The sequence below is a fragment of the Flavobacterium sp. BFFFF1 genome (assembly GCF_002256285.1).
Lineage (GTDB): Bacteria > Bacteroidota > Bacteroidia > Flavobacteriales > Flavobacteriaceae > Flavobacterium.
Genome location: NZ_NKJE01000053.1, coordinates 1 through 6,080, shown reverse-complemented (window position 1 = coordinate 6,080; position 6,080 = coordinate 1). Strand labels below are relative to the sequence as shown.

Here is a 6,080-nt window from a genome sequence, read left to right as displayed (position 1 = left end):
CAAGAATCGCAAACAAAAATGACGATTTTTCCGGTGATACAAACACAACGTAACCACAAAGTTGAGCCGTTAAAAATAGGGAAGAAGTTAAATCTACTCAAACACAAGCCGAACTTTTCAACAAACGAGAAACGTGCTTTCGGAGAGCGGAGCGACCACACATAACGTCCGGCGGCTTCACGTCAGTTGCGGCTTTCGAAGCTGAGTATTCTCGGCTGGACGGAACGAAGTTATGGAAAAAGGTGGTTCATTTTACACGGAAAGTAGCAATTGCGTGAAACCGCTGTTAGTGGCAGTTTTATTAATACGTTCTGCTTTCTCCGTCATTTGGAATAAAAACCTTGTCAGAAAGTCCAACTTTTGATACTTCCGTTTTTAATTGTTGTCGTGTTGTAGGACAGTGATTTACTGCTTCTAAATGATTTGCAATTACTTGGTTTGGGGCATTTTTCACAAACTTCAAAATGTCGTCCACACGCATCAATAAAGGTTGAAAAACATCTAGTTGAGCAGTTCCGCAAGCCACAACTGAAATTTCAGGTTTTAATTGTGTTAATGTTTTATGTACATCGTCTGTATATATGGTGTCAGCACTTAAATAAATAGATTTTTCATTTGGCATTTCAATGTAAAAGCCCATTACATTCCCCATTGGTTTAGCTACAAAGCCATAACCGTGAACCGCTGGAATGCCTTGAATTTTGCATCCTAAAAAGTCAGTTGGTTTCCAATAATCAACTGTTTGCAAAACATTTAAACCTCTTTTTTTTAAAATAGGTGCGTCTTTTACACTACAAATAATTGGAATTTGTCTTGTACGAAGGAAATTTTCACCAACTTTATCTAAATGGTCTGGGTGTAAATGTGTAATTAAGCAATGTGTCGATTTTTCAACAATATCCATTGCATTATTAGGCAAATCTATAATTGGATTACGCTTTGGTTTAAATCGGAATAACGTAAAAGGTGGTCCTGCTGTTCCTTTCTGTCCAAGCATTGGGTCGATTAGAATTACCTTGTCTGCTGTTTGCAATACCATTGTGGCATTTCTCAAATGATGTACTTTCATTGTTCTAATTTTTTAAATTAATTGAAAGCACAAAGGTCATTACACAATGAGAGGTTTCCATTGATTCAAATCAAGAAATTCGCTTTCTAATTCTACTTAATGTTTCGGGTGTAATTCCCAAATAAGATGCAATATGATATTGAGGAATTTGTTGTAACCAATTTGGTTTATATTGCATTAATTCATTATAGTTTTCTTCTGCTGTATTCATAAATTGACGCATCAACTCTTTTTCCTTTCTTTCAATAATGCGTTGAAAAATTTCATCTACAAACAATTTCCCACACATATATTTAGAAAGAAATTCTTGAAAACTACTTTTTGAAATAACCCTTACTTTAATATCTGTGATACATTCTTGATATTTATTTGTTGGTTTTTCTGATACGAAAGAATAAAAATCGGTAATGAACTCACTGTCTAAATAGAAATTAATATTTTTTTCTTTACTTTCATTTGAATAAAATTCTCTCACAACACCTTCGTCTAAGAAACGAAGTTCATTTTCAGCTTTTCCGTTTTTCAATAAAATATGTCCTTTTGAGTAATGTTTTGAGACAAAAGAATTAATAAATTCTCCCAAACCTTCTTTGTTGAAAGGAAATTCATTATTAAAAAATAAAAATAATTTATCTCTTTCTGTCATTTTTCAATCAGTCAAATATTTACTGTTGGTTTGGAAAAATTGCCACTAACGTCCGGCGGCTTCACGTCAGTTGCGGCATTTGGAACTGAGTACTCTCGGCTGGATAGAACGAAGTTATGGAAAAAGGTGGTTCATTTTACAAAGGAAGTAGCAATTGCGTGAAACCGCTGTTAGCTGAAGTTGCTATTCTTTGTATGATTTGTAAACTTCACTTTTAATAACTTCTTTCTCTTTTTCACGTTCTATTTTTTTGAATTCTTTTTCAAAATTACCTTTGAAATTGTTTTTTAAGTCCTTCACTCCAAGTTTTTCTAAACAATATAAATATTTAAATAATGAAGACTCTGCTTCCAAATAGCTTGAAGCATACCAAAACAGTTGTGCAGCAAAATCATAAGCTTGTAAATCCATCGCAATGTCAGCATACTTGTAGATATCTTCAAGTTTATTTTTAGCATTTTCAAATAATTTGCCTATTGAATTTCGTCTATAAATTTGATATGCTTCATTACCATCTTTAGCACTCATTTGAACATTATACAATGGATTATGACTAAAAACATTTGTTTTAGTCTTGTCCCAATTCTCATAACTGTTCAGATCTTTCTTTCCAGTTTTGTTATTAAGTTCGAATTGAGAATAAAATAGCTCGAAATTTGCCCAAGCAGAATTTGGATAATCATTTAAGATTTTCTTGTAAATTGAGATGGCCTTTTCAAAATTGCCTTTGTCGTGCTCAGCGATTCCAATTTGAATTTCCGATGTAAGTTGGTCATTAAATATTTGTAATCTTTTCTCAAGATTTGTTAAATATGCATTTGCATATGTATCATCATCTGAAATCATACTTACAATTTCTAAATATTTTAATGCGTAATCAAGTTCTCCTTGCGAAACCAGAATAAAAATTTTAGTAACTGGAATTAATTCATTTCGTAATTCCATTTCCATCGTAGCACGCCAATAATCAGAATTATTCGAAGTTAATTTTTGAATATCTTGTTGAGAATTAAAATCAGTCTTCGCTACTAAAGTTCCGAAATTTTTTACTCCCAAAAATTTATCATCTACAATTGTTTGATAAGAACTTAAAACAGGCAGAACTTCCAGCACGGCATAACTTTTATTCAATTCAAATTTCCCTTTCAGATCTGCTTTTTTATAGTTGTCAAAAGATTTATCTTCAATTGTCAGTGGATTTTTTTGAGCTATTATTGTCGAAGTAAAAAATAGAAATAGATATAATTTTTTTTTCATGTTTTAATGGAGTGTTTATTTTCGAGTCTGCGTTGCAATTTCAGCTAACGTCCGGCGGCTTCACGTCAGTTGCGGCATTTGGAACTGAGTATTCTCGGCGTGGACGAAACGAAGTTATGGAAAAAAGAAGTTCATTTTACACGGAAAGTAGCAATTGCGTGAAACCGCTGTTAGCTGTAGTTGCAATGAATTTTCAGACTACATTTTTACGATTGAAAAAGATTAAAAAAAGCTTAATAATCATAAAATAGCTGATTTAAAAATTTATAATCTTTTAAATAATTCAATTACGTAAGCTAAAAAAACCGATATAAAAACTATCGCCGCAATCCAAAGTCTAAAAACATCAAGCAAGTTTCTATATTCGCCTTTTTCTTGACTCTTTTTTTTATCGTGGAGTTGCCAAACAATAGTTGCTAAACCTAACACCAAGAAAAGTATTGCGTAAAGTATTAAATTTGTAATGCTTTCGTTTTGTATATCTTTCATTGAATTTAATTCACGTTTATAACGCAATTTTGGTCAAGCAATTACAGCTAACGTCCGGCGGCTTCACGTCAGTTGCGGCATTTGGAACTGAGTACTCTCGGCTGGACAAAACGAAGTTATGGAAAAAAGAAGTTCATTTTACAAGGGAAGTAGCAATTGCGTGAAACCGCTGTTAACTGCTGGCGTTACTAAATTTCTTGAAAAGATAAGTGTCTTTAAGTTGATTTTCTGTCAGCCCATAACTTTGAGCAAAACTTGAAATTCCATGTTGGATATTTGTTTTTATTATGTTTGCAAAATCGCTGTCAATTATATCAATGAATTCTTTGTCATTTAATAAAAAAATAACCGCATTTATATTCGTCCCTGAGCAATAATACAATATCATATGAAACTCTTTATTTTGATCACTAGTTTCTTTAAGTGAATCACGAAATAAATTTACATTTTCACTTAAGCCATTATTTGCAAAATATTTGATAGCAGCACTTTTAAAATTATTTTTTAATTGCAGTACAGATTTGAAATATTCTGTAGCGTATATATTTTTTTTGCTTGACAGTAGATTTGCAATGACCATTTTCTTTGGATCATCGAGATTACTTTCTTTTAGGACATGAAACAATTTAAAAATCTGATTTTCTTTAAAGCCTTGATGATTTGTTATGCTTAAAAAGTTTATCGCATTTATAACTAATTCTTGATCAGCTTCTGATAAATTTTCAATTGCCTGGTCAATTTGTTTGTTTCTGGATTCTTCTAAATATTCTGCCATTTTGGAGTCAATGTTTTTCTCAAATTCTATAAGCGCTTTTTGAGAAGGTCTAATTCCAAAAAAGTATGTGAGAATCGGAAGACTTATACCGAGTAGAGCTATTATGATTGTAATAATTGTATAAATTACAGAAAAACCACTAACCATTGAATTTTGATTATTGATAGTGTCGGAAGCTTGTTCAAGCCTCTCTTTAAGAACCGCATTTTCGTACTTTATCTTATCAAAATCAAAGTCGCTCTTTGAGTTTAAATATGTAACGGTATCAATTTTTTTATCATGTGCTTTTGATTTAGTCGTTGTTTGACCAAAAGATAATATCGAACAAAAAAGTAATGTTAGTAAGGTTTTTTTCATACGCTTGCAGTTAACGTCCGGCGGCTTCACGTCAGTTGCGGCTTTCGAAGCTGAGTATTCTCGGCGTGGACAAAACGAAGTTATGGAAAAAAGAAGTTCATTTTACACGAAAAGCAGCAATTGCGTGAAACCGCTGTTATAGGAAGTGGCAATTTATTCGTCAAATTTGATTAGATCAATTCCGTGTGCCACATTTGAAATTTGATATAAACCTAAATCTCGGTTAAATGATTTTTCAAATTTTTCACATTCACCATCCTGACTGGATTTTGTAATGATTAATCGAATATAATGCACGTTAATTATTTGATATTTACCCAAATTTGTTGTGAAACAGTCATTTCCGCAATCTGCAGAGTACCAGCTCACAAAAGTTCCATTTGATTTGAATTCAATAAAATTCCCCCAAATCGATTGTGATTGGTTAAGGAAAAATTTATCACCGCCTTCAGGGCCGACTAATTGATTAATTTTCCAGGAGCGAATCAAATTATTTTGAGTCATTTTGTCGGCTTGTGTTGCTTTATAATTATCCCATTTTGAGTTGCAACTCGATATAGCATATAAGAGTACTAGAATTAAACACAAATTTTTGAACTTCATATAAAGAATTTGATTGCACGAATTTATACACACGGCGGTAGCCATTTCCTATAACGTCCGGCGGCTTCACGTCAGTTGCGGCTTTTGGAACTGAGTATTCTCGGCGTGGACAAAACGAAGTTATGGAAAAAGCGGTTACATTTTACAAGGAAAGCAGCAATTGCGTGAAACCGCTGTTAGCGGCTGGCAGTTGATATATTCTCTAGCAATCTATTTACATTTTTTCTATTTCTTCCAAACGATGCAACAGAAGCTTTTTTACTTGGATCACAAATGCTATTTATCATTACTGATGATTTGTCAAATACGATAGTAATTCTTTCACCCCAACTTCCAGTCCACCATTTAGGATGAGTTTTTGCAACAATAATTTTATCGTTTGCTATTTCAGTATGCCATTCGAGTTCGTTAGCGGTGCGGTTAATAATTTCTTTCAGATTTTCTTTTGACAAGTTAGTTTCAATGATTTTGAATTTTAGCTTGCTTTTTTGAACAAAGAAAAAAGCAATTCCAATTAATCCAAAGATCGAAGATGCGACTAACATTTCTTCAGGACTTCTTACTCCAGTATAATTATGTAATATGTATTTTTCTACGAAACTATATAGAGTCAAAAAAAATGGAATCATACAAAATAAAACAATTAAATAATGAGTCAATAAATCTGCAAACTTAAGTTTTAGCTTTTTTGTTTCAATCATTGATAAAAGCCATTCCTGTTTCATGTGTTTTCGAATTTGTGCCAGGTCGTCATTTCGGCGGTTTCAAATTTCTAACGCAACTTTCAGTAAAAATAGTCAAATAAATCAAAGCGGAATTTTGTTTAGGATTAATTCTTTAAAAACCTCGATCGGCGACCTCACGTCGAGGACCTTCCTTGGACG

7 protein-coding genes are annotated in these 6,080 nt (G+C 32.6%); all 7 read right to left on the bottom strand.

What is annotated here, in order from left to right; all coding sequences use genetic code 11:
• Nucleotides 1–301: 301 nt before the first annotated feature.
• The 7 genes from CFE23_RS16280 to CFE23_RS16250 all read right to left on the bottom strand — a co-directional run bounded on the left by CFE23_RS16280 (nucleotide 302) and on the right by CFE23_RS16250 (nucleotide 5,921).
• Nucleotides 302–1,069 (bottom strand): MBL fold metallo-hydrolase, encoded by a 768-nt coding sequence (locus CFE23_RS16280; protein ID WP_291090411.1) that lies wholly within the window; start codon nucleotides 1,067–1,069, stop codon nucleotides 302–304.
• A 70-nt stretch (nucleotides 1,070–1,139) separates the two neighbouring features.
• Nucleotides 1,140–1,715 (bottom strand): Crp/Fnr family transcriptional regulator, encoded by a 576-nt coding sequence (locus CFE23_RS16275; protein WP_291090409.1) that lies wholly within the window; start codon nucleotides 1,713–1,715, stop codon nucleotides 1,140–1,142.
• 183 nt (nucleotides 1,716–1,898) lie between these two features.
• Nucleotides 1,899–2,972 carry a hypothetical protein gene (locus CFE23_RS16270; protein ID WP_291090406.1) on the bottom strand — a complete coding sequence of 358 codons (1,074 nt, stop codon included), beginning with the start codon at nucleotides 2,970–2,972 and terminating at the stop codon, nucleotides 1,899–1,901.
• Nucleotides 2,973–3,236: 264 nt separating this feature from the next.
• Nucleotides 3,237–3,461: a hypothetical protein gene (locus CFE23_RS16265; protein WP_291090403.1), complete on the bottom strand. Its 225-nt coding sequence runs from the start codon at nucleotides 3,459–3,461 to the stop codon at nucleotides 3,237–3,239.
• A 172-nt stretch (nucleotides 3,462–3,633) separates the two neighbouring features.
• Nucleotides 3,634–4,593, bottom strand: coding sequence for a hypothetical protein (locus CFE23_RS16260; protein WP_291090400.1), 960 nt, complete (start codon nucleotides 4,591–4,593; stop codon nucleotides 3,634–3,636).
• Nucleotides 4,594–4,746: 153 nt separating this feature from the next.
• Nucleotides 4,747–5,196, bottom strand: a complete 450-nt coding sequence (locus CFE23_RS16255) for a hypothetical protein (protein ID WP_291090397.1) — start codon at nucleotides 5,194–5,196, stop codon at nucleotides 4,747–4,749.
• 176 nt (nucleotides 5,197–5,372) lie between these two features.
• Entirely contained in the window at nucleotides 5,373–5,921 is a 549-nt protein-coding gene (locus tag CFE23_RS16250; RefSeq protein ID WP_291090394.1) for a hypothetical protein, read from the bottom strand.
• Nucleotides 5,922–6,080: the final 159 nt, after the last annotated feature.